Raw genomic sequence first — 25473 nt, forward strand, 5'->3', positions numbered from 1 at the left:
TCTGGTTAAAGTTTGTGAACATCCCAATAAAAAATGGTTTTGGATGAAGGGGATAAAATGAAAACAATGGTGCATTTATTAATTCGATTTAGTTGTTTGATTACCGGCTTTACGCTCTTTTTGTCTATCCCAAGACTTTTTAATATTCGTACTGGGTCAATTGATGCTAGTTTTGAGAATTTCAAAGAAAAACTGTGGGATACGTTAGTACAGTTTTTTAAAAATTACCCAATCGAAACGTGGCTGGATAAGAATATAACGGAGCGGTATGCATACACCATGGAGGTACTGATTCTGTCATTAGCATTGATAACGGTGCAAGGATTGATATTGGCAGCAATCACGCTCATCGGGCCATATAAGTTCAGACAATTTTTTAAACGGGTATTGGATATGGTCGAAGCAATTCCTGATCTTCTTGTCATTTTTCTGTTTCAGATTATCGTCATATCAATCTATAAGAGCACAGGCCTGAAGCTGCTCCAATTGTATGGATTTAACGCTTATCCGTATTTTATTCCCATCGTCGTCACCTCGTTTTTGCCTACATTATATTTGGCGCAATTTTTAGCAAAGGTATTGGAGGAAGAAGTGCAAAAGGAGTATGTGATCTATGCAAAAGCGAAAGGAATGAGTCTCTTCCGAATTTATGTGTTCCACATGCTTAGGAATACATTACCCTTGTACATTATCCAACTGCGGACAATCGTTTGGTTTGTCCTGTCTAACATTGTATTAATTGAATATATGTTTAAAATCAAGGGATTTACAATTGACCTGGGAAGGATATTGTTTCAACCCGCCCCACAAGTGATGTTCAACTTTTTCCTTTTTGCCGTGCCGATTATTCTCATTGATATATTAATAAGATATGTCGCCTATAAAGCAAGGGGACATGAAGAGGTTCGTTTATGAGAAAATATAAAATGACTATTGCAGGTTCTATGATTATTCTAGGAATCTTAATCTCCAGCTGCCTTTATCCCTTTTATGGGCCGGCAGATTATGAGAAAGAGATATTTAAATATGACGGGAAGGGTGGACTGATCGGCAGGGCCCCGTTTCCGCCTTCTTTACACCATATTTTTGGCACCAACCCAAATGGAGAGGATATGTTCCTTATTGTTTTGGATGGCGCTAAGTACACGATCATAACGGCATTTATCGTCACTTTTCTCCGGCTGCTGCTCGGGGTGGTGATAGGGATCCTCCTTTCCTTTTCCCACCCTAACATAAAAACTTATTTTAAAGATCTTTTTATTGGCTTTAGGTATATACCGAGTATCATTATCGCGCTGCTGCTGATGACACCGGTAACGGTGCAGTATACCGGCATTGGAATCTGGAGTATTATCACCTACCAAATATTTATTTTAGGGATTGTTGCCTTCCCGGCTGTCGTATTAACCACGGCAGATATGGTAGATGAGTTGAAAAAACAAACATTTATCAAGAGTTCCTATCTAATGGGGGCAACTCACTTGCATATCGTCAGAAAGCACTTGTTTCCATATGTAAGGTCATACGGTCTGTTAATGGGGGTCCAACAGTACATGAATACGCTGGTCCTCATGATGCACTTGGGGATATTTTCTGTTTTTATTGGCGGCCCGCAAATTGGCGGCATCAACGACGGGTCGGATTATCCGCCATTGGCCTCATTATCGAATGAATGGTCTGGCCTCATCGGGCAAAATTTTCGGTTCTTACTTCATTACCCATGGGTCGAATTATTTCCGGTATTTGGATTTTTCTTTCTGATTATTATCATGAATGTCATGAAACGGGAATTAACTGCTAGTTTTCAAGATTTTCAGATTGCTTCTTTTTCAAAAAGGAAGCGCTCCAAACAGGGAGATATTCAAAAACGGCGGGGTTAACATCCCGTTTTATGGTGTTAATTGGGGTCGTTACTAATTAGGGGGTAATCAAATGGAAGTGGAGCAATTTCTAAAACTCAGGGGACTGAAGATTTTTGTCAAAAAAATCGGGGCAGGGGATCCCGTGATTTGCCTTCACGGTGGACCAGGGGGTGAACACCGATTCTTTCTGCCGCACCTAGAACCGCTGGCACAGGATTTTCAGTTGGTTTTTTATGATCAAAGAGGCTGCGGCCAGTCTGAGCCTGCACCTTCTGCAGACTATACGATGGCTGAAGAGGTGGAAACTCTGGAAGAACTCCGGCAACAATTAGGAATGGATAAACTTAAACTGATTGGGGAATCATGGGGTTCGATGCTAGCCCTTTTATATGCTGTTAAGTACCCAGATCATGTAGAAAAACTTCTGTTGACTGCGGCTGTGGGCGCCACAGCTGAGGGGTTCGAGGAATTTGAAAAGGAGCTGCTTGCAAGGCTCTCAGGCGAAGATAGAGATATGTTGGATCTGATCATGGAAAAAATGGAAACGGACGAGGCGGGTACAAAGGAACTTTTCCGGATTCTTGACCCCTACTATGTCCATTCGGTAGATGCTTTAGCGCGTAAAACCAAAACCAAGAGCAATGCCGAAGTAAACACGATTACGGGTAAGGACATCATGGAACATTACAATGTGAAGTCGGATCTTCACAGACTTGCGGACATTCCGGTTCTCATTGTTCAGGGAGAAAGCGACATGATTACTCCTGAAAAAATAAACGAATTGCTGATACAGTATTTACCGAATGCAAAATTAACCGTAATCAAGGAGTGCGGCCATTGGACAGTGGTCGAAAAGCCGGGGGAATTTATCGAGATTGTACGGGGGTTTTTTAGGTAGTCGGTGTTACCGATACTTTCATACTATTAAAATATTTATTTAATCACCAATAGCAATTTTCCGAAAATACCAAATGTTTTTAAAGGTAATATCGCTACTAGCATTTCTAAGTATGCTATATTTTTATATAAAAAGACTAAGATGCGGAAGATTGTCTTAGAAGGAAGCAGAAGAAGTTTCTGTGCTTCCCTGGCAAAGGAGGGTACACATTGTCGTTTAGTGTTAGTGATCAGCTGAAGGTGACGTTGTTTGATGTGAAGAAGATCCAATACAAGTCGCGGGTAATTTTTGATTATGTGCAGTCTTGTTGTACTATTGCCTATATTAAAAAAGGGGAAGTCACGACAACTTTTGAAGGAAAGGAGTATGTGGCCGAGCAAGGGGATGTGATGATTCATCGGCCCGATAAGCCGTTTAATGTTATTTCCAAAACGGATGGGATCCACTATCTTTTCAATATTGACTTAAAGGTAATGGAGGAAGTGGATTTCTTTAGTATGTATCCACTTGGGAAAGTGGTGAAAATTCGTGATCCAATCCTTTACGAGAAGAAGTTTGATGAACTGAGAAGCATTTGGCTCCAGGAAACAAACGAGTACCGAACCGTTCAGTCCAGCTTTCTCGCCTTCTCGTTACTCCATGAAGTGATCGAAAGCTCGAAGTTTGGAGGAAAACGTTCGCCGAATGAGGCTTATATCACGGACCGGTTCAACAATGTGCTTCATTATATTGAGAAAAGATTGGGAGAGAATATAACGCGTGATGAATTGGCACAAATCTATCATATGAATCCTGTTTATTTCAGCCGTGCCTTTAAAGAAATTTATGGTCTGACACCAATGAAAATGGTGAAAAAACTTAGGCTGCTGCATGCCAAACGACTGCTCGAAACAACCGATGATACGATGGAAGTAATTGCTCAAAAATGCGGATTTTGTGATTCTCCTCATTTCACTCATACATTCCGGAGTGCCTTTAAAATCTCTCCAAGTGAATTTCGAAAAAGTATCAAAAATACAAAAAAAGGATTCATCCCTACATTGTTAGATAAGTAGATGTCTACTACTATTAGGATTAAGAGTTTTGCAAACGCGTTCAAGCTCTGTATTGATAAGGGGTAGTAGATGAATCGTGCTTGAAAAAAAGCAGGGTGAGTCTTCGTCAAAGGGGTTTCGCAGACGAAGGGATTCATTGATCACTGGTGCTTATTTTACAAGTGTATTAGGCCTATTTTCCTAAAAAAAGTTTAAACAGCTTCCTGACTACAATCGAATAGTTAGGAGGCTGTTTTTATAAACCAACAGTTTAGGTGAAGGACCTATTCATCTATGATCCAAAGTAGATACGCTAGTGACAGGAGGGAAGGGAAAGATGCAAGTGAAATTGAAAAAATGGGTATTAGTTTTGGTCTTACTGGTGTTTGGCTTTTCGATTTTTTCAGATGCAAGTGTAAATGCAGCGGGTGCCACCCTATCGGGAGCAGGTCAAGAGTCGTTCATCTATTATGTTGACGCAACAAATGGCGATGATGCAAATGACGGTTTATCCCAACAAAGCCCATGGAAGTCTCTTGAAAAAGTAAGCTCAACAACGTTTCAGCCAGGTGATAAAATCCTGTTGAAGTCAGGAGAGAAATGGACAGGATCGCTTCATCCGTTAGGATCGGGGACCGCTGAAAAACCAATCATCTTGGACAAGTATGGGGAAGGCTCTAAGCCATTAATCGAAGGGCAAGGAGTGCCATATGTTATTGGATTGTATAATCAGGAGCATTGGCGTATCGGAAATATTGAAGTGACTAATTATACACCGGTGCCGGGAACGGAGCCGCGGACTGGTGTGGAAATCATTGGAGAAGATTATCAAGCAGGGGACACGGATGATATTGAGAATGTAGCTGTATTACATAATATTCATCTGCATGACCTCTACATTCACGATGTGAACGGCCTTCATAAAAAAGGGGTCTATGGCAGTGCCGGAATCAATGTGTTAGTAAGACGGAACCAGGAAGGACTGCCGCATCGGGTAACCAAATTTGATCAGGTTCTGATTGAAAATAATAAGGTGGAAAATGTAACCCGGACAGGAATTATGGTTAATTCCGCTTGGACTCACCGCGAGCAGCAAGGTGGACCTGTTGTTGACCCGACCATCCCATGGACACCGGCTACGAATGTTGTGATTCGAGGTAATGAGGTCCTTCATGTTAGCGGCGATGGGATTGTACCGCATATTACAACCGGTGCGCTGGTGGAGCATAATCGGGTGCATGGATACAACGAAGCCGAGAAAGATTATAACGCCGGGATGTGGACCTATAACGGAGATTACACCGTTTACCAATTTAACGAGGTTTCCGGTGGAAAAACCATTAAAGACGGCATGTCATTTGACTATGATAATGGAACGAAGGGGCTTATTTTTCAATATAACTACAGCCATGACAACGAAGGCGGCACGGTGCTGATTTGTCAAAATGAAAAGAACGGTTCCGTTTCTGACGGCATTTTCCGCTATAATATCAGCCAAAATGACCATTATCAAATGATTACCGTGTGCAGCGGCAGCAACTATAGCAATATGCAATTCTATAACAATGTGTTTTATGTCGGACCGGGAATCAAGAATAATCTCTTGATTGACCAAAACGGAAATGCACCGGCAGGGAATGGCGAAGCCATTTTTAACAATAATATATTCTATAATCTTGGTACAGGCGGTTATACAGCCAAGTCTACCTGGAAATATGACGGCAACCTATTCTACGGTAACAATGTCCCAACCAAGGCAGCCATTCCTGATGCCAATATGCTTACTGCTAATCCTGTGTTTATCAATCCAGGGAAAGCTGCAAGCATAAATGACTTGGACGGATACCAATTGAAAAATTATTCGCCGGCAATCAATAGCGGCGCGGTAATCACGAATAATGGCGGTACAGATTTCTGGGGCAACCCGCTTTATTACCAGCAGCCGGATCGCGGTGCTTACGAGCAGCAGGCCGATAAAGAAGCAGCGCCGCCAACAGAGCCGGAAGACCCGCCCGTTTCAAACGATGACTTAAATAATGTTGCCTTAGGGAAAATCGCTACGACCTCAGGGAGCTTCCTTCAAAATCCGGCGCTTGCAACTGATGGCTTGGCGAACGATACGAACCAATATACTGGGCTTGACAAAGGTGTGCAGTGGATGCAGCTCGACCTCGGCGGTGAGTATAAAGTCAACCGTGTGAAGCTGTGGCATTATTTCAGCGGTGGCCGAACCTATAATGATGTGATTGTCCAGCTTTCCAATACGCCCGATTTCTCAAGCGGAGTCACGACGGTATTTAATAATGATACTGACAATAGTGCAGGCCAAGGTGCCGGCACGGATCAAGAATACAAGGAAACAGCAGATGGAAAGGAAATCACCTTTGCCCCTGTTGAGGCAAGATATGTTCGATTCTGGTCGAATGGCAGCAAGACCAATGCGTGGAACCATATGGTCGAGGCAAAGGTATATGGAACAAGTTTGACACCGACGAATGTCGCTCTTGGTAAAGCGCCAACATCAGGCAGCTTTGTGAATGATTCCGAGCGGATTACGGATGGCCTGACAAACGATTCCAATCAGTATGCGGGGCTTGCAAAGGGGCTGCAGTGGATGCAGCTTGATCTAGGGGCCGTTTACAATCTAAGCAGTGTGAAGCTGTGGCATTATTTTGCGGATGCCCGAACCTATAAGGATGTCATTATCCAGCTGTCAACTACACCTGATTTTTCAAGTCATGTGACAACTGTGTTTAATAATGATGCCGATAATAGTGCCGGCCAAGGTATTGGTGCGGACAAAGAGTATAAGGAATCGGCAGACGGCAAGGAAATCACATTCACACCGGTGAATGCAAGATACGTTCGCTTTTGGTCCAACGGCAGCATCGGAAATGTTTGGAATCATTATGTCGAAGCGGAGGTTTACGGGATCGCAGCTGACTTTGATAGAACACCACCAGTTACACTGGACGATGCCACGGAAGGATGGCACCGTGATGAACAAATAGTAAACCTATCAGCCGCAGATGAAGGCAGCGGGGTAGCGAAAACCTTCTACAGTTTAGATGACAGCTCATTTGTCGAGGGGACCTCCGTCAGAATCATGGATGACGGTGTCCATACACTGAAATACTACAGTGTCGACCATGAAGGAAATATGGAAGACGTCAAAACAGCGTTTGTGAAAATCGATCGGACAGCACCCAAAATTACGCCAAAAGGATCATTAGATGTGTATCAGTTCGAAACAGTGACGATTGATTTCGGTATGGTGGATGAAGTAAGCGGAATCACCGATTATGAGGTTAGCTTAGATGGAATACCTGTACAAAACCCATCCGAGCTTGCACCGTTAACCCTGCAGGCAGGCAAGCACACGATCAAGATCACCGCAGCGGATTACGCTGGAAATGAAGCGACGAAGGAATTCGCATTGAATATACTAATCGATGTGGCCCATCTGCCAGATGTTTTGGAAGCAGGCAAATCCCAGATTCATAATCAGGGTATTTATGATAGTCTGCTCGCAAAGGTGAAGCAGGCTGCCAAGAAGCAGGGTGAACCAAACGTCTTGGTTTCGTTAGAAAATGAGCTGCAAGCCCAATCGGGCAAACACATCGATTCATCCTTTGCTCAACTGCTATTGGATGATATAAATTTTTTGAAAAATTAAGAAAAGGAGGCTGCTCATTTTCACGAAGTGAGGGGCAGCCTTTTTTCTCAGCTTTAGGAGGCTGATAGAATGGACATAAAATTAGTAGGGCTGGAGGAACAACAGGACCTTCCTGTCAATGAAATTCTAAATCTGTTAAACATCCAACAATCGCATGGCGGAATCCCGATCCATGTTGAAAAGATAGAATCCGGAATTTATGTTCAATTTAATGGTCATGAAGGGAAGCTCGCCTATCAAGAAGCACATCAATTCTTCCGTGCCCTTGGACTATTAATAGAGGGTATCAGAAAAGGCGAGCCATTCGAAATAACGGAAAAGCCTATCTATAACAGCCTCGGTGTCATGATTGACTGCTCAAGAAATGCCGTTTTAAAGGTGGAAACCTTTCAAACAATCATCAAGCATCTGGCCTTGATGGGCTATTCTACGGTGCAATTATATACAGAGGATACTTATGAAATAAAGGATTACCCGTATTTTGGTTACATGCGCGGAAGGTATACTGGGGAACAATTGAAGACCATGGATCAGTATGCAAATAGGTTTGGGATTGAGCTTGTTCCTTGCATCCAAACACTAGCACATCTCGGAACAGCTCTTAAGTGGAACTCTTTTTCCGATATCGTCGATTGTAATGATATTTTACTAATTGATGAAGAAAAAACGTATCAACTGATTGAAGCGATGTTCCGGACGATGTCTGAAAATATCGCGAGCCGGAACATCAATATCGGCATGGATGAAGCACATATGATGGGGCTCGGTAAATATCTTGATCAGCATGGCTATCAAGACCGTTCAACCCTGATGCTGAAGCATTTTAATCGTGTCATGGAAATCGCTCGAAAGTACGGCTACAAGCCGATGATGTGGAGCGATATGTTTTTCCGGCTGGCCAGTGCAGGTGAGTATTATGACATCGACAGCCCCATTCGCCAGGATGTGATGGAGATGATTCCTGATGATATTTCCCTCGTTTATTGGGATTACTATTCTGTTGAACCGGAAAAATATGACGGTATGTTGAAGAAGCATAAACAGCTTTGTGACAAGATTATTTTTGCAGGCGGTGCTTGGAAATGGATGGGTTTTTCACCGAATAATCAATTTAGCCGGCATGCCGGGGAGATGGCACATCACAGCTGTGTGCGTAACGGTATTAAGGATGTGCTAATCACGGCGTGGGGTGATAACGGTGCGGAAGCTTCCATTTATTCAATCCTTCCTACGTTGCAGCTTTGGGCGGAGCTTTGTTATACGGACCAGGCAGATACAAGCCGTCTTGAGGAACGATTCGCCACCTGTGTTGATGGCCATTATGCTGATTTCATGAGTTTAGATATGACGATGCTTGTGCCTGATAACACTTCACTTGATATTCACTCGATGAACCCACCGAAATATATATTATACCAGGATATCCTGTATGGGCTATTTGATCGGCACGTGAAGCCAAATGAGTACGCCTCCCATTTTCACAGCTGTACAAAAACCTTTGAACAATGTATGGGTAGAAACCCAAATTGGGAGGCAGTGTTCCGCACGCAATTTGCCTTAAGCAGATTACTAGAATTAAAGTGTGAGGCGGGAATTAACATTCGTAACGCCTATCACAGCAAACATCGCGATATTCTAGGAGCCTATTGTTATTCCCTTTTACCTGAGATGAAAAGGCGAGCGGAGGATTTCATGGCTGCATACCGTACCCAGTGGCTGACGGAAAATAAGATATTTGGGCTCGATGTATTTGACATTCGAATGGGCGGCCTGCTGCAGCGAATACAAACTGCCATCAACCGGCTTGATGAGTACCTGACGGGTAGAGTAGTCGAGCTAGAAGAATTGGAGCAAGAAATTCTCTACTATAACGGGCAAGAACAGGATGGAGAAACGAAAGCGATCAGCGCAAATTTATGGCACACGATTGCCACACCATCTGTCATCGCCGGGATTTAAAGCATTGCTTCGCTCTTATCCATTCCCTTTCACTCACCAATATTCGGTGAGTTTTTTTTCTCTTCAAAAAAATAAAAATCTAAAACGAAAAAGTATCAAAAATACAAAAATAAGAATCATCGCTACATTGCCGAATTATCTGAAATTAAATATTATAAGGATAGATCATAAATCATTGATTTTGAAAACGCGTTCAAAATCAATGATTATGGGAATTTGAATGGTTTAACAACTAAAAAAATGACAATTTAAAAGGGGGCTTTTATATGAAAAGGAAATTTAAAGCAATTGGAATTTTGCTCATGTTAGTACTTATTTTACAAATATTTGCTGGATGTGCAAAATCTACCGCTGATAGTGGCAAAAAGGAAAAGTCCGAGGAAAAAAAGACGGATGAGCAGATCACCTTACGAGTTATGGACTGGGCGGACAGTGAGAAACCGTACCGTGATCAATTTATCAAAGATTTTGAAGCAAGACACCCAAATATTAAGATTGAATACACGCTGCTAACAAGCGATCAATTCCAAAATACGATTACAACCGCCATTAAATCAGGTGATGCGCCGGATTTGTTCCCAATTCCACCGGGCATGAAACTTAGCACAGCGGTTGCCGGCGATTGGTTTCAGCCGTTAGACAAATATTTAGACGATGAATTTAAGAGCCGTTTCATGGATGGCGTCTTCGTTGAAGGCATTACCATGCAGGATGGGAAAATCTATACGATCCCAGCGAAATTGGATTTGCCAAACACACTTGTTTTTTACAATAAACAGTTATTTAAAGATGCAGGGTTAGATCCAGAGAATCCGCCAAAGACATATAGTGAATTCCGTGCCGCAGCCAAAGCGATTACAAAGGCGGAAGATGGAAAAGCCTATGGCATCATCGAAGGGGGAAAAACCATTGTCCGCTGGAAGAATCCAGTGATTGACTGGTCTGCACAAGGTGGAAGTGGTTTGAATCCACATTCTCCGCTTTCATTAGTAACCAACGATGCAAACTATGACTCAAAGGCTGTTGTTGATGTTATGAATCTATTTAAAGGGATGAATGATGACGGAAGCTATCATCCAAAAACAATGAGCATTGCTGCACCTGAAGCACGCGCATTATTTGGCCAAGGACAAGCAGGATTCATTATTCAAGGTGAATGGTGCATCGGTGTTTGGAAAAAGGACAATCCAGATTTGGACTTTGGCGTGATGGCGCCGCCAGTTCCTGATAACGGTCAAGAAGGATACTTGCCAAGACCAAACTTGCAGCCATGGCTTGGAATTGCGAAAACAAGTAAACATCCTGAAGCTGCTGCCCAATATTTAAAAGAATACTACAGCAAAGATTATCAGTCTGTATTAGTAAAAGCAGGAGACCGTTTCTCGATCTTAAAAGATGTCAACGAGAGTGCTGCTGAAATCGAGCAATTTAAACAATATTACAATATCGCGATGGAAAATTCTCGTTTAGCACCAAGCGTTGAAATTAGAAACCCTGAAACAGCTAAGATTTTTGGGAAATATAAAGACCCGCAGCCAGGATTAGGTGATATTCTTCAAGGTGTGATTGCCGGTGCGTTAAAGGATCCAAAAGATCAGCTTAAGATGTTATCGAAAAATGTAAACACTTCACTTGACCAAGCAATTGATGCAGCAAAAGCGGAAGGTGCAAAGGTAAGTAAAGATGATTTCAAATTCTCTAATTGGAGTCCTGATAAAGATTATACGGCCCAAGATTACGAGGCAATTAAGAAATAGGGAGCTACTATATGAAGGAGAACATTCGTACATTAAGCACAGACGGTTTGACAGTAAAGAAAAAGACGAAGACGAAAACAAAATCAAAATCGAGTAATGTAGCTTGGTACTGGGTGTTTTTATTCCCTACGTTAGCATTATTTGCAATGTTCCAAGGCTGGCCAATTTTGGCCAGCTGGTACTATGCTACTCTTGATTGGTCAGGTCTGACACCGGATGCTAAATTTATCGGGCTGCGGAATTTCATTAATGTCGCCCAGGATCCATATTTCTGGAATGCATTTAAGAATAGCTTTAAATTCATGCTGGGCACAGTACCATTTCATTTGTTAGTTGCTTTGGTGCTCGCCGTTATTTTGCATCGTCCAGGACTTAAGGCGGCCAATCTATTCCGTACCTTCATCTTCCTCCCAGTCGTCACGACTACTTCCATTGTCGGGATTATCATGGTATTTATTTGGGGAAGTGATGGGGCGGTCAATGATACATTATTGAAGCTCGGCCTGTTAGAGCGGCCAATTAACTGGTTAGGCGATGCTGATTGGTCGATGTTTACGGTCATTTTAATTTCAGTTTGGAAAAACCTTGGGGTTAACTTAATCTACTGGCTTGCAGGCCTGCAGTCGATTTCAAAGGATCTATACGAAGCGGCAGAGGTAGATGGGGCATCAGGGGTAAAGAAATTCTTCTATATTACGGTTCCCCTTTTGATTCCAATCGGAACGATCATTCTCTTATTGAATGTCGTCAATTCATTGAAAGCATTTGATTTAATAAAGACGATGACGAACGGCGGGCCGTTCTTTGCCACCGATGTGGTATCGACTTATATTTATCGCTATGCATTTACCAGCGAAATGGGGCTCCCTCAATTAGGGTATGCGTCCGCAGCGGGTCTCTTCTTTGCTGTTACAATTTGTTTGCTCGCCATTATCCAATCCATCGTGCAAAAGCGTATCAAAGGTGGTAAGAATTTATGAGAAGTGTGAGAAGATCAACATTTTACATCGGGATGACCGCTTTTTGCTTGATCTGGATCTATCCATTCTTATGGATGGTCTCAGCGTCATTTAAGACGCAGGGTGAATTTTTTAAAAATGGCCTTTCGTTAATTCCAGAACACTTTACTTTTGAAAATATCATCCGGGCATGGAATGAAGCGAATTTCGAACAGTACTTTTTAAACAGTGTCGTTATTACGGTTGGTACGATTATCATCGTGCTGCTCTCAACTGCTACTTGCGGGTATGTACTCGGGCGTTATTCGTTTAGGGGCAAGAAAATCGTTTATGCGCTATTAATTGCTAGTATGTTCGTTCCAACGGAGTTTGCGATTATTCCAATCTACGATTTAATCAAATCAATGGGTCTGATGAATACAAGATTTGGCGTCATCCTCGCAGAGTCCGGCGGCAATCATATTATTTTTATTTTGTTATTTGCAACCTTTTTTGCAAAAATTCCAAAAGAACTTGAAGAAGCAGCCCTTATGGACGGAAGCGGCTTTTTCCAAACCTTTTTTACCGTTATGCTGCCACTTGCGAAGCCTGTTATCGGCAGTGTAGTGATTATGCAATTTATCTGGTCCTGGAACTCGTTTTTAATGCCGCTGATTTTGACGCTCAACGCTCCGGACGCTAGGCCGCTGTCGGTTGGTTTATACGCCCTTCGCGGTGAGAACATCGTCGACTGGACAGGGATTGCTGCAGGAGGAACGATTGCGATCGTGCCAATTGTTGTCATTTTCCTCTGTTTGCAGCGCTACTTTGTCGATGGGATTGCAGGGTCGGTGAAGGGGTGATTTTAGCATCCTTGTCTTTTAGGAATGGAACAGCTCCAGTGCCCAAGCCGCTTTATAGTACGCTTGGGCCTTTTTTACAACAACATCAAAGGTAGGTTGAAGACCTAATGAGAATACTTTATTTAGATTTAGACTCGCTCCGCCCCGACCATATTGGTGCTTATGGATATCATCGGGATACAACACCAAATATTGACAAGATCGCAGAAGAGGGCGTCATATTCACGAATTATTATTGCACAGATGCACCTTGCCTGCCGTCACGTTCGGCCTTAATGTCAGGCAGATTCGGAATCCATAATGGTGTCGTCGGCCATGGTGGAACAGCGGCGGATATGAGACGTGAAGGACCTAGCCGTGACTTCAATGATAAGCTAGTTTATGAGAGTCTGCCGGGTTCACTACGGCAGATTGGCTATAAAACAACAACCATCAGTACTTTTGCTGAAAGACATTCCGCCTGGACGTTCAATGCCGGATTCAATGAGGTGTTTAATGTTGGAGCGAAGGGCCACGAATCAGCGGAGCAGGTGCTGCCGGTAGCTCTTAAATGGCTGGATGACAACGGCAGTTCAGATAACTGGTTTTTACATTTGAATTTCTGGGATCCGCATACTCCTTATCGGACACCCGAAGAGTTCGGACAACCGTTTGCGAATGAACCGCTGCCTGAATGGTTGACGGAAGAGGTATTTCAACAGCACAAGCAAAAGGTGTGTCAGCACAGCATCGATCATATGAATGAACTTGCTAAAACCCATTACTTCAAATGGCCGCGCCATGGGAAGCAAATTGAAAACTACGATGATTTACGATTGATACTCGATAACTACGATTGTGCCATTCGCTATATGGATAACCATATTGGTCATGTGCTGCGAAAGTTAGAGGAGCTGGGTGTTATGGAAGACACAGCCATTCTGATTACTGCCGATCATGGCGAAAATATGGGTGAATTAGGGATTTACTCTGAGCATGGTACGGCCGATCAAGGGACATGCAGAATTCCGATGATTATTCGCTGGCCTACTGGATTAAAAGGGAAGGTTGATGAGGGCCTGCATTATCATATCGATCTTGCCCCAACCTTTGCTAGTTTGCTAGGAGCCCGAAATGCTCCGTCATGGGATGGAAGAAGCTATGCTAACAGTATTATAAAAGGTGAAGATACAGGTCGGGAATATTTGGTTATGTCACAATGTGCCCATGTTTGCCAGCGTAGTGTCAGGTTTGAGGATTGGCTCTATATCCGCACTTATCATGATGGACAGAACGGGTTCCCGAAGGAAATGCTGTTTAACTTGAAGGATGATCCGTATGAACAGCAGAACTTGGCTGAAGAACGCCGTGATATCTGCAAAACGGCCGTTTATTTCCTTAATGAGTGGCATGATGAAATGATGTCGACAATGGACTTTGACGTCGATCCGTTATGGACAGTTATGAAAGAAGGCGGGCCATTGCACGCTAAAGAATTCAAAAGATAATATTTTCTGCCCTGATGTTTGGTCGTCAGGGCCTTCAAAGTTCAACAGCATCTTAGGGGGATGAGCTATGAGTACTGGCTGCCTGACAACAGCGAACCGCAATATTAGTGTGATGTGGAAGACGGTTTCAGAAGATTGTAATTTAGCATGCGAGTATTGTTATTACAGTACTTGCGGTGGAAAGCCTGGGAAGAAAATTAATCGCATTGACTCTATTGTTTTGGAAAAATTCATCAAAGAATACATGGAGCGCTCGAAAGGGGCTGCCACCTTTGCCTGGCAGGGAGGCGAACCGCTTTTAGCCGGCCTTGATTTTTTCGAGGAAGTCGTGATGCTTCAGGCAAAATATGCACCAAAAAACACGATGATCAGCAACTCGCTGCAGACGAATGGTACCCTTATTACTGATAAATGGGCAAGTTTTTTTAAGAAATATAACTTCTTAATCGGGGTAAGCCTTGATGGGCCGAGAGAGGTTCATGATGCTAAAAGGGTGGACTCCCGCGGGCAAGGCAGTTTTGACAGGGTAATGCGGGGAATTGATTCTCTTCGCAAGCATCAAGTTGATTTCAACATTCTTACAGTTGTTCATAAGGGGAATGTGACCAAAGCCACTGAGATGTTGCGCTTTTATGAGGATGAGGGGTTTCACTTTGTCCAGTTTATCCCTTGTATGGACTTTCGCTCGCAGGAAATTAACAAGCCTGGTGTGTATGACATCACACCGAAGGAATACGGAGATTTTCTCTGTGAGGCGTTTGACTATTGGTACAATAATGGAGAGACACGGTCATCCATCCGCTTTTTCGATGAAATGCTGAATGTATATGTGAACCGGGAGCCAGGATTATGTATCCATCGCGCGGCCTGTCCGCAGACGATTATATTAGAACAAAATGGCGATGCTTTTCCCTGTGATTTTTTCATTCATCCAGATTGGAAGATTGGTAATGTTGGTATACATTCGATTGATGAGATTTTGGCGCACCCTTTATACGATAAATTTTTGAGTATGAAGCCGAATCTGCCTGAACCTTGTAAAACCTGCGAATGGAAGAAGCTTTGCCATGGCGGCTGCCCGCGGAACAGGAAGTGGGGCCCTGACCTTGCAACATCAGAGGTTGATTATTTCTGCTCCAGCTACAAACAAATATACAGCTACGCCGACGAACGCATGAAACAGCTGGGCGACGGTGTTAGAGCCACATTGTATGAACAGAATCTTACACGCTTTTACAACGGAAAGACACCAAGTCGCAACGCTCCATGCCCATGTGGCAGCGGAAAAAAATTAAAACAATGCTGTGGATGAAGCAAGCTTTCTCGTTGCTTCTCTTTTTTTTTTCGCGGATCGATTCCTTCAAATACAGTATACTGCTTTCTACTCAGAATTATTATTATCTTATGTCTATTCTTGGTCGATATTGTCGGATCCTTAATCGGTCTGTTATAATTTTGAGGATACTGCTCGAACTTGTCCCGCGTATTTTTTGCTTGAAGTGAAAAAAGGCGTATAATAATTTTTATTATAAGAAAGAAATGGAGTACATCAAATGGTCCAATCAATCAATACAAAAGTCGATTTAGTTATTGATGCAACCTCACATATGGGAATTTCAGACTATGGAAAAATAATGATTGGAGACAAAGGATTTGAATTCTTCAATAATCGTGATGCTCGTAAGTTTATTCAAATTCCATGGGTAGAAGTTGAGTACGTGATCGCTTCCGTCATGTTCAAAGGGAAATGGATCCCACGGTATACTATCCAAACTAAGCGGAATGGGAAGTATACATTTTCTTCAAAAGAGCAGAAAAAAGTTTTGCGAACCATTCGTGAATACGTTGATCCGAATCAGATGGTCCAGTCATTAAGTTTCTTTGATGTTATCAAACGATGCTTGAAGAGTAAATTTAAAAAGTAAATAGTTTTACAATACAAGACATGGTTGAGCTTGTATTTTTTTATAGAGAAAAATCAAAAAGTTGTTAACGGACAAATAAATTTTTCTCCTCTTGTAAGAGGAATAATTAGTGTGATATAATTCTTGTGGAAGCTCATTGAAGTGATGCAGCAAATATTGAAAAGAATGTATTTGATGCAGATGCTATTTATTTAACACTCTATTTACAGCGTTTACAAAATAAATTTAAATCGCTATTATTTTTTACGTGTTACTGATTCGATCAGGCATGAGTGAAAAGTAGTGATTGATATGAAGAGTTAAGGGGTATTCTATACCTGAATCTTCATTCAATCTACTTTTTGCTCATGCCTTTTTTGTTGTTTTGTTGAAACTGTAACCGCTTTAGATGAGCTGAAAAAATAATAATAGGAGGGAAAAAGATGGTAGGAATTATCATTGCAAGTCACGGTGAATTTTCCAACGGTATCTTGCAATCCGGAGAGATGATCTTTGGAAAACAAGAAAATGTAAAAGCTGTTACATTAATGCCGAGCGAAGGACCTGATGATGTAAAGGCTAAAATAAAAGAAGCAATCGCTTCTTTCGACAACCAAGACGAAGTATTATTCTTAGTCGATCTTTGGGGTGGAACTCCTTTCAATCAAGCCAACAGCTTGTTTGAAGAACACAATGACAAATGGGCAATCGTTGCTGGCATGAACTTACCAATGCTGATCGAAGCATTTGCATCGCGCTTCTCAATGAACACAGCGCATGAAATTGCCGCCCATATTTTGGGTACAGCTAAAGAAGGAGTTAAAGTAAAACCTGAACAATTAGAACCAGCAGAAGCATCTGCTGCTACAGCAGCAGCCGGCCCATCAAATGCGGGAGCTCCTGGCAAATTTGAATACGTGTTAGCACGCATTGACTCACGACTTCTTCATGGACAAGTAGCAACTGCTTGGACAAAAACGACACAGCCTACACGTATTATCGTAGTATCTGATGCAGTAGCTAAGGATGACCTTCGTAAGAAATTGATCCAACAGGCTGCTCCTCCGGGTGTAAAGGCACACGTTGTTCCTGTTAATAAAATGATTGATCTTGCAAAAGATGATCAACATTTCGGCGGGCAGCGCGCGTTACTTCTTTTCGAAAACCCGCAAGATGCGCTTAGAGCAGTAGAAGGCGGCGTTCCATTGAAGACCATCAACGTTGGTTCTATGGCACACTCACCTGGTAAAGTTCAACCGAATAAGGTATTGGCCTTTAGCCAAGATGATATTAATACTTTCAATAAGTTAAAAGAAGCTGGTTTGAATTTCGATGTACGTAAAGTGCCGAACGATTCAAAAGGCGACATGAATGAAATTATCAAGAAGGCTCAAGAAGAGTTAAACAAACAAAAATAATCCAGAGAAAACGGAGGATTAATAATCATGGATTTGAATGTGATTCAAATAATATTAGTCTGTATCGTAGCATTTTTAGCTGGTATGGAAGGAATTTTGGATGAATTCCAATTCCACCAGCCACTCGTTGCTTGTACGTTAATTGGCTTAGTTACAGGAAACTTAGTACCGTGTCTAATTTTAGGTGGTACTCTTCAACTGATCGCTTTAGGTTGGGCTAACATCGGAGCTGCCGTAGCACCGGATGCTGCGTTAGCCTCAGTTGCATCTGCTATTATTTTAGTTTTAAGTGGACAAGGTAAAGCTGGTGTGGCTTCTGCAATTGCGATTGCTGTTCCGCTTGCAGTTGCTGGCCTTTTATTAACAATCATCGTTCGTACACTTGCAACAGCCATCGTACACTTTATGGATGCTGCAGCTCAAGAAGGAAACATCAGAAAAGTTGAATTTTGGCAAATCGTTGCTATCTGCATGCAGGGTTTGCGTATTGCCATCCCAGCGGCATTAATTGTAGCAATTGGTGCAGGTCCGGTTAGAGAATTACTCACATCTATGCCAATTTGGTTGACAGACGGTTTAGCAATTGGTGGGGGAATGGTCGTAGCCGTTGGTTATGCAATGGTTATTAACATGATGGCTACAAAAGAAGTATGGCCATTCTTCGCAATTGGTTTTGTATTAGCGACTGTTTCACAAATTACACTTATCGGTTTAGGAGCGATCGGTGTGGCTCTTGCACTTATCTACTTAGCGCTTTCTAAACAAGGCGGTTCAGGTAATGGCGGCAACGGTAAATTTGGTGATCCACTAGGCGATATTATTGATAATTACTAAGAAGGAGGAGGACACAAAAATGGCAAATGAATTGAGATTATCAAAAAAAGATCGTATTTCTGTTTGGTGGCGTTCCACTTTCATTCAAGGTTCTTGGAACTATGAACGTATGCAAAACGGTGGTTGGGCATATACGATGATTCCCGCAATCAAACGATTATATAAAACGAAAGAAGATCGTTCTGCTGCACTAAAACGTCATTTAGAATTCTTTAATACTCACCCATATGTAGCTTCACCTATTATTGGTGTAACTTTAGCGCTGGAAGAAGAACGTGCAAATGGTGCGCCGGTTGACGATGCGGCCATTCAAGGGGTTAAAGTCGGTATGATGGGTCCTTTAGCAGGTATCGGGGATCCGGTTTTCTGGTTCACGGTTAGACCAATACTTGGTGCTTTAGGCGCTTCTCTTGCTTTGACCGGTAACATTCTTGGGCCGATTATTTTCTTCGTTTTATGGAATCTTATTCGTATGGGATTCACGTGGTATACGCAAGAATTTGGTTACAAAGCTGGTTCTAAAATTACTGACGACTTATCTGGCGGAATCCTTCAAGATATTACGAAAGGTGCATCAATTCTGGGTATGTTCATCCTTGGTGCATTAGTTAACCGTTGGGTATCTGTGAAATTTGCGCCAGTTGTATCCGAAGTGAAACTTTCCGAAGGTGCGTATATTGACTGGAGTAATTTACCTGCTGGAGCGGAAGGGATTAAAACCGCATTACAACAGCAAGCTGCTGGTCTTTCATTAGAACCTGTTAAAGTAACTACTTTACAAGCCAACTTGGATAGCTTAATTCCTGGTTTAGCTGGATTGTTGATCACATTCCTTTGCATGTGGCTGCTTAAGAAGAAAGTTTCTCCAATCGTTATGATTCTTGGGTTGTTCGTAGTGGGTATCGTTTTCCACTTAATCCACTTAATGTAATAAATGAAAAAAGAGCAGCACCTCTGTAATAATAATCGGAGGTGCTTTTCATATAAATAGAACTTAGGGGGGCCATTATGCTTACTATTGGTTATATTGGAAATGGAAAAAGCACAAACAGGTATCATCTGCCGTTCGTCTTGCAAAGAGAGAATATAAAGGTAAAAACGATTTATCAAAGAAATCCTAAGCATGAAAGTTGGGAAAGGATTGCAGGAGTAAATTATACTTCTGATTTAGATGAACTATTAAATGACAAGGACATTCAACTTATTGTAATTTGTACAAGACTGGACAGTCATTATGAATACGCAAAATTAGTGTTAAACAAAAATAAAAACTGTTTGGTTGAAAAGCCTTTTATGGAAACCTCGGAACAGGCAAAAGAAATATTTGCACTGGCAAGAGAGAAAGGATTGATTGTTCAAACGTATCAAAACAGACGTTTTGATAGTGACTTTTTAACCGTTCAAAAGGTCATTGAAGAGGGGAAACTAGGGGACTTGCTCGAAGTGGAAATGCATTATGACTATTATCGTCCCGAAGTACCTGAGTCTGTTCATTCTTTTCATCCTGTTCGGTCATTTTTGTATGAACATGGCTGCCATACAATGGATCAGGTGATTAGCTATTTTGGCCAGCCGGATCAAATACATTATGATGTCAGACAATTATTAGGCCAAGGAAGAATGAATGATTATTTCGATTTAGATTTATATTATGGCAAGATAAAAGTATCTGTTAAATCCAGTTATTTTAGAATAAAAGAAAGACCAAGCTTCGTCGTTTATGGAAAAAAGGGATGCTTTGTGAAAGAAACGAAAGATCGTCAGGAGGAACATTTAAAGTTATTTTATATGCCTGATAACAAAGACTTTGGGATAGATACAATAAAACATTATGGTGTACTTACATATATTGATGAAGATGGGACATTCCACGAAGAAACAGTGAAGTCCGTAAATGGTGATTATGGAAGAGTATATGATGATTTATATGAAGCCATTATCAATGGGAAAGATAAAACCATTACAGACGAACAGACACTGCTGCAAATGGAAATATTAGAAACTGGAGTGAAAAAATTAAAGTAAAATGAAACAAAGGTCTTTCATCCTGAATGGATGAAGACCTTTTTTAGTCTATTGCTTATTTACAGGTTAATGCCTTATCTTTCGTTAGTAAATATGGTCTATAATAACCAACGGTGTTTGATAGGGGAAGTACTTCTTCAGATAGATTGATATTTAGCTGTTCTTGAATGTAATTTCTTCTTTTTTGAATTCTCGCCCATAATTGTGGGTATTCGTTCTTAAGTTTATTTCTTAATTCTTCATTTGCAAGAGCAATGGTATCTTCTGCACTAACACCGGCATAGCCTTCAATGGAAGGGATAATGTCAATTTGAAAAATCATTCCGCTTTTAATTTCTTCAATTGAATCCGGGTAAATCGGTGAAGACATCCATTCTTCATCGGAAACAAGATGACCGGGATTTAAATGCCAATTGTACGTTTCTTTCGGATAGATCCCTTCTATTAACTCGTAAAAGGTTCCACCAGACATCCCTATTTTAATGTTCTCTAACCAATATACAACAGTCTGATAATAAGGAATGGCGACTTTATCTAAATAATCCTTTTGAGTAGAAGGGAGTTGTTCCCTATTTTCAACAATAAACCCAGTTCTACTGGTCAGCCCTCCCTTATAGCCCGTGGTTAATGATAGAGGATCGCCTAATTGGGTCCGTTTATTAGTAGGATAAACGTTTGCATATTCAAAACGCTTGCCAGTAGCCGCAATGGTAACCACAGTATTTGTTTGCCCATCGGCATTCAGAATGCTGCCTAAAAAGGATTCTTTCACATCTATATCAATCGCATTCAAAGCTTTTAGCATACAAGATGAAGCAAGGTTTGACCCATATTCATAATGAGCAAGTTCATTAGCGTTATTTGTTGTCCTAGCCCCCATGTCTGCCCCTATCAATAAGTAAGCTGCATTGACAATCTTTGCATGATCATGCTTTGCCTTTCTAAATGCCTCAACAATAAAATAAGGAATATCAAATAACGTATCATTATCTTGTGTTTTTGTTGTGAACATTTTCCAGCCAACAAGACCAATCTTTTTACTCGTTGAGAAATTAATTTGATCTAATATCATTTCTAAGGGCTGATCATCGTTCATCGGTTGATTAGGCAAAGAAAAAAGTGAAAAAGGATAGACAGTACCCGCTAAACGAGCATGTTTTGCCATTTTTAGATTTTCATTCCCCAAAATATAGGAACATTCTCCATTGTTTTTCATTACAAAAAGAGCTTCTTCAAATCTTGGAATAAAACCCGTCAAATATTCAAAATTACTTCCATGTTCTTTATCTGCGTATATGACCAAAGCATCATACTCTTCTTTTTCCATCAATTGAAGAAGTTTTTCTTTTCTTTCGTTGATCGTTTCATCAGTTAAGTAAACTGGAGCAACATGTTCATAAATCTCAGGCTGCTCTATTTCCTTTAATAGTACTTGTTTCTGAATGTTCATAAACGAATTCTCCTCTTCTTTTCATTCTTCAGTAACGACTAGATCTACATTATTTTGAGCTAAACACTCCACAAACTTTAGGTCAGGCATCTTATCAGTTACCAATATATCAATTTCATCAAGAGAACATATTTTGAAATACCCACTTGTATTAATTTTTGTATGATCGGCTAAAGCGATGATCTTGTTCCCTTTCTGAACCATTGCCCGTTTAACCAGCCCTTCCTCCTCCGTATGAATAAACAAGCCCATTTCAGAAATGGCAAAAACCCCTAACAATGTATAGTCAACATTATATTGTCTAATTTTATCCACTGTATCTGCCCCATATAAAAACAACTGTTCACTATTAAGCTTGCCAGGAAGAACGGAAACACTTGTCCTTTCATTCTTAGAAAGAAGAATGGCATGAGTAAGAGAGTTGGTAATCCCTTTCAAACACTTCCCGTTTAATTTAGGAATAACAGCTTCCACCGTTGTAGACGAATCAAAAATAACGGATGAATGATCATTGACTAATTCAGCAGTCTTCTCTGCAATTTTTTCCTTAATCGTGTTTTCCTGATTTGCTCGTTCTGAGTAATTTAAAATAAGAGCCTCTTTACTAGCTAACGCTGCTCCCCCATGGATTCTTCTTATTAGATTCTTTTTTTCCAGTTTAATTAAGTCTCTTCTTATCGTATCTTTTGAAACTTCTAACGATTCAGCAAGATTTTCTATTGTCACACTCTTATTTTCTTCAATGATTTTCCGTACTTTTTCAAGTCTTTCTTCAATTAGCATAAAACATCTCCTTGTGTATAGATTAATCTACTTTGCAATAAAATGCAATCATTTGCAATGTTTCTTTATATTTACAAAGTATACCGCAAAATATTGCAATGTGATGTATGTTTAGTGTAGATTTTGTTACCAAATTCTTTTACTTTTGTACATTTGGTGAACTCTCCTCTCATATACACCATGTTCACGAAACCCTCAATTTTACTTAACCGAATCTTAACAATGGTTTTAGATAATGAGCTTGTAAAAACGATTCGGAAAATCTTCTTTTATGAGAAGTCCCCTGATATGGAGAGGAGCTTAAACATGAATAAATTATTTGTTTCATCCGTTGCAGCAATTGTTGCCACGATCGCGCTTGGGTTTACTGTATTTTACTTATTTGTACTAGATTCAAAGGGGCAGCCGGCGGTAAGTTCTGCAGCATCCGCACCATCATCAACGACTGGAGAACAAACAGAAGCCAAACCAGAACATCCTTATTTACCTCCAAGTATGGACGATATTCCAGAAGGGGAAGAAGGGGAATTAATCAAATTAGGGTTAAAAGAACATAATGAAACAAGCACGGTTTTGGATGGGTATGTTGGAAACAAACTGAGTTGTGCCAGCTGTCATGCGGATGGTGGTGTAGGTTCTTCCCTTGACCTGGCAGGTATTTCAAAAACCTATCCACAATACAATCCACGTGCAGGAAAAGAGGTTACGATTGAAGAACGTATTAATGGCTGTTTTAAAAGAAGTATGAATGGAAAACCGCTTTCGTTAGACAGCAAGGAAATGAAAGCAATGGTAGCTTATTATAATTATATTTCAACCAATGTTCCTGATGGGACGAAAGAAAGACCGTGGGCAAAAATGCCAAAAGCTGAGGGTGAACTAACTAAGATAAATGTGGATGCCGGAAAAGAACTTTACAATAAAGCTTGCATTGCCTGCCATGGAGAAGGCGGAGACGGCGGTGCCACAGGACTTCCGCTTTGGGGAGACCAATCCTACAATATTGGAGCGGGTATGGCTCGTGTAAGAACGGCAGGAGGCTTTATCAAAAAATATATGCCTAAATCACCGATGGGTGGATATGAAGCAGGTTCCTTCACCGATGAAGAGGCGATGAATATCGCAGCATATATTAACTCTATGGCTAGACCTGATTTTCCTGATAAAATGAATGACTGGCCGAAAGGCGATGCACCGGATGATGCAGCCTATGAAACACTTGCAGGGAAAAAGGTTACGGAAAATAAATAATAGGCAATGACCCGTTAACAGCGGGTCGTTTTTCTATATATATAACACAACCTTTTGTGAAACTCTTTTTATCACTATAATAGTGGCAGGGGGTTGAAGAAGTTGGAAGATAAAAAATTGAGAGGTAAAACCATTTTAATTATAGATAGTAATAGTGAAAACAGAGCTGTGTTAAGATTTCATCTGACGAGGAAAGGTTTCGAAATATTAGAGGCTGCTGATGGACAAACTGCTCGTGAAATGTACTTAAAACACGATCCTTGTTTTGTGCTTCTAGAAACAGCTCTTCCTGATATGGATGGACTTGAGGTATGCTTCTGGATGCGTTACGAACTAGACAGTAACGTACCAATAATCATTGTATCTTCAAATAATTCGGAACAGGATCGAATTGAAGGGCTGAAACGAGGAGCCGATGACTATATCGGTAAACCATATAATTTAGAAGAATTGTCGGTTAGAATTGAAACGGTCTTACGACGAACCGCCAATCGATGCAGTAAACTAAGCTATAAAGGGTTAACGATTAAACCATTAAAAGGAATCGTAAAATTCCAAGATGAAGTACTTGATTTAACTCATTTCGAGTACAGATTGCTCTATCTATTTATGACCCATCCAGATCAACTTCTTTCAAGAGAACAAATCATCAATACCATTTATAAAAAGAATGAAAAAGTAATCAACGAACGAACAGTAGATGTCCATATCAAAAATCTAAGAGAAAAGATTGCAAAGTATACAGATTATCCTTTTATCGTGACGTTAAGAGGGATTGGATATAAGTTTACAACGGAAGGTTGAGAGAGAATATTTAAGTGAACTTTGCAATAATTTAATAATCTTTGACAACCTCTGTCCAAAATGCTATCATTGCAATTAAATTCAAAACATTAAAAATTTTAATACTCTTATGAAGAGAGGCGGAGGGACTGGCCCTATGAAGCCCAGCAACCATTTAACAACTTGTTAAAAAGGTGCTAATTCCAGCAAGGCATATTGCTTTGGCAAATGAGAGGGATGAAAAAGGATCCGCCAGCCTCTCTATGTTGACTAGAGAGGCTGTTTTTGTTTATAAGAGAAAAAATGCAGATCCAAATCGGTTTTTAAAAACTTCATATCAAAAGCTTCAGGTGCTGTGTAGATAATCTGCACGGCTTAAAAGGGAAGACCGGTGAAATGCCGGCACGGTCCCGCCACTGTATTGGGGAGCAACTTATCGAATAGCCACTGTTTCATAGGGAAATGGGAAGGGATAAGGAGCGATGAACCTTAGTCAGGAAACCTGCCTGTTGTATGCGCTAGTACTCTACGAGGAGATAGAGGAGGTGAGA

20 protein-coding genes and 2 riboswitches are annotated in these 25473 nt (G+C 41.1%); of the genes, 18 read left to right on the top strand and 2 right to left on the bottom strand.

From position 1 onward, the window contains the following. Window positions 1-57: 57 nt before the first annotated feature. From ACO1D1_RS27010 to ACO1D1_RS27085, 16 genes are all read left to right on the top strand, one after another. Window positions 58-915, top strand: coding sequence for an ABC transporter permease subunit (locus tag ACO1D1_RS27010; RefSeq protein WP_190284785.1), 858 nt, complete (start codon window positions 58-60; stop codon window positions 913-915). Beyond that, entirely contained in the window at window positions 912-1880 is a 969-nt protein-coding gene (locus ACO1D1_RS27015; protein WP_149868260.1) for an ABC transporter permease, read from the top strand. The genes ACO1D1_RS27010 and ACO1D1_RS27015 overlap by 4 nt, the downstream gene beginning before the upstream one ends. Window positions 1881-1932: 52 nt before the next feature. Next, the gene (locus tag ACO1D1_RS27020; RefSeq protein ID WP_423337689.1) at window positions 1933-2760 is read left to right on the top strand and encodes an alpha/beta fold hydrolase; all 828 of its coding nucleotides are present in this window, start codon (window positions 1933-1935) and stop codon (window positions 2758-2760) included. A 209-nt stretch (window positions 2761-2969) separates the two neighbouring features. Beyond that, window positions 2970-3815: a helix-turn-helix domain-containing protein gene (locus ACO1D1_RS27025; protein WP_423337690.1), complete on the top strand. Its 846-nt coding sequence runs from the start codon at window positions 2970-2972 to the stop codon at window positions 3813-3815. A 316-nt stretch (window positions 3816-4131) separates the two neighbouring features. Next, the gene (locus ACO1D1_RS27030; RefSeq protein ID WP_423337691.1) at window positions 4132-7470 is read left to right on the top strand and encodes an OmpL47-type beta-barrel domain-containing protein; all 3339 of its coding nucleotides are present in this window, start codon (window positions 4132-4134) and stop codon (window positions 7468-7470) included. A 69-nt stretch (window positions 7471-7539) separates the two neighbouring features. Continuing rightward, the gene (locus ACO1D1_RS27035) at window positions 7540-9429 is read left to right on the top strand and encodes a family 20 glycosylhydrolase (protein ID WP_149868264.1); all 1890 of its coding nucleotides are present in this window, start codon (window positions 7540-7542) and stop codon (window positions 9427-9429) included. Between the two features lie 266 nt (window positions 9430-9695). Then, window positions 9696-11186: an ABC transporter substrate-binding protein gene (locus tag ACO1D1_RS27040; protein ID WP_149868265.1), complete on the top strand. Its 1491-nt coding sequence runs from the start codon at window positions 9696-9698 to the stop codon at window positions 11184-11186. Window positions 11187-11197: 11 nt separating this feature from the next. Then, window positions 11198-12166, top strand: coding sequence for a carbohydrate ABC transporter permease (locus tag ACO1D1_RS27045; protein WP_423337692.1), 969 nt, complete (start codon window positions 11198-11200; stop codon window positions 12164-12166). Further along, complete coding sequence (locus ACO1D1_RS27050) at window positions 12163-12987, top strand: carbohydrate ABC transporter permease (RefSeq protein ID WP_149868267.1); 825 nt, start codon at window positions 12163-12165, stop codon at window positions 12985-12987. The genes ACO1D1_RS27045 and ACO1D1_RS27050 overlap by 4 nt, the downstream gene beginning before the upstream one ends. 107 nt (window positions 12988-13094) lie before the next feature. Next, window positions 13095-14474, top strand: a complete 1380-nt coding sequence (locus tag ACO1D1_RS27055) for a sulfatase (protein WP_423337693.1) — start codon at window positions 13095-13097, stop codon at window positions 14472-14474. A 67-nt stretch (window positions 14475-14541) separates the two neighbouring features. Then, window positions 14542-15786 (top strand): anaerobic sulfatase maturase, encoded by a 1245-nt coding sequence (locus ACO1D1_RS27060; protein WP_149868269.1) that lies wholly within the window; start codon window positions 14542-14544, stop codon window positions 15784-15786. Window positions 15787-16027: 241 nt separating this feature from the next. Continuing rightward, window positions 16028-16399 (top strand): DUF956 family protein, encoded by a 372-nt coding sequence (locus ACO1D1_RS27065; RefSeq protein WP_423337694.1) that lies wholly within the window; start codon window positions 16028-16030, stop codon window positions 16397-16399. A 422-nt stretch (window positions 16400-16821) separates the two neighbouring features. Continuing rightward, on the top strand, window positions 16822-17796 hold the full coding sequence (locus ACO1D1_RS27070; protein WP_423337695.1) for a mannose/fructose/sorbose PTS transporter subunit IIA: 975 nt from the start codon (window positions 16822-16824) through the stop codon (window positions 17794-17796). A 27-nt stretch (window positions 17797-17823) separates the two neighbouring features. Continuing rightward, window positions 17824-18630, top strand: coding sequence for a PTS mannose/fructose/sorbose transporter subunit IIC (locus ACO1D1_RS27075; RefSeq protein ID WP_149868272.1), 807 nt, complete (start codon window positions 17824-17826; stop codon window positions 18628-18630). 19 nt (window positions 18631-18649) lie between these two features. Then, complete coding sequence (locus ACO1D1_RS27080) at window positions 18650-19561, top strand: PTS system mannose/fructose/sorbose family transporter subunit IID (RefSeq protein ID WP_149868273.1); 912 nt, start codon at window positions 18650-18652, stop codon at window positions 19559-19561. A 77-nt stretch (window positions 19562-19638) separates the two neighbouring features. Further along, window positions 19639-20655, top strand: coding sequence for an oxidoreductase (locus tag ACO1D1_RS27085; RefSeq protein WP_149868274.1), 1017 nt, complete (start codon window positions 19639-19641; stop codon window positions 20653-20655). A gap of 55 nt (window positions 20656-20710) precedes the next feature. On the opposite strand, the gene ACO1D1_RS27090 is transcribed toward ACO1D1_RS27085, so the two are convergent. Together ACO1D1_RS27090 and ACO1D1_RS27095 are read right to left on the bottom strand one after the other, a co-directional pair. After that, window positions 20711-22105, bottom strand: coding sequence for a M24 family metallopeptidase (locus ACO1D1_RS27090; RefSeq protein ID WP_149868275.1), 1395 nt, complete (start codon window positions 22103-22105; stop codon window positions 20711-20713). A gap of 21 nt (window positions 22106-22126) precedes the next feature. Next, window positions 22127-22888 (bottom strand): DeoR/GlpR family DNA-binding transcription regulator, encoded by a 762-nt coding sequence (locus ACO1D1_RS27095; protein WP_149868276.1) that lies wholly within the window; start codon window positions 22886-22888, stop codon window positions 22127-22129. A 306-nt stretch (window positions 22889-23194) separates the two neighbouring features. Here ACO1D1_RS27095 and ACO1D1_RS27100 point away from each other — a divergent pair, with 306 nt between their 5' ends. Continuing rightward, window positions 23195-24139 carry a c-type cytochrome gene (locus ACO1D1_RS27100; protein ID WP_423337696.1) on the top strand — a complete coding sequence of 315 codons (945 nt, stop codon included), beginning with the start codon at window positions 23195-23197 and terminating at the stop codon, window positions 24137-24139. Between the two features lie 117 nt (window positions 24140-24256). After that, window positions 24257-24943 (top strand): response regulator transcription factor, encoded by a 687-nt coding sequence (locus tag ACO1D1_RS27105; RefSeq protein WP_423337697.1) that lies wholly within the window; start codon window positions 24257-24259, stop codon window positions 24941-24943. 104 nt (window positions 24944-25047) lie between these two features. Beyond that, window positions 25048-25157, top strand: a riboswitch (SAM riboswitch). Between the two features lie 96 nt (window positions 25158-25253). Further along, a riboswitch (cobalamin riboswitch) is annotated at window positions 25254-25446 on the top strand. Window positions 25447-25473: the final 27 nt, after the last annotated feature.

This window comes from Neobacillus sp. 19 (genome assembly GCF_049463095.1).
Classification (GTDB): Bacteria; Bacillota; Bacilli; order Bacillales; family Cytobacillaceae; genus Neobacillus.